The sequence below is a fragment of the Methylobacterium sp. A54F genome (assembly GCF_053346035.1).
The window spans coordinates 1-307 of record NZ_JBKFBF010000122.1; the positions used below are offsets into that span (position 1 = coordinate 1).

The 307-nt window shown below is 73.0% G+C and carries 1 protein-coding gene; it reads right to left on the reverse strand.

The window, feature by feature from the left end; genetic code table 11:
- Nucleotides 1-307: DNA gyrase subunit A (locus tag ACLBXP_RS25600; protein WP_447670628.1), on the reverse strand; the 307-nt coding region annotated here is incomplete at both ends.

Below are 307 nucleotides of genomic sequence, written 5' to 3' on the forward strand. Positions count from 1 at the left end.
TCTCGATGGGCCGCGCCTTCGGCACCCCGTAGGGGATCTCGGTGACGACGATGTTCCAGGTGCCGCGGCCGAGATCCTCCCGCGCCCAGCGCGCCCGCACCCGGAAGGCGCCGCGGCCGGTGCGGGAGGCCTCGGTGATCGCGGCCGCGGAATCCACCAGGATGCCGCCGGTCGGGAAATCGGGCCCCTGCACGAAGCTGTTGAGGTGCTCGGAGGTCGCGGCCGGGTGGCTGACCAGGTAGAGCGCGGCGCCGCACAGCTCCGCCGCGTTGTGGGGCGAGATCGAGGTCGCCATGCCAACCGCGAT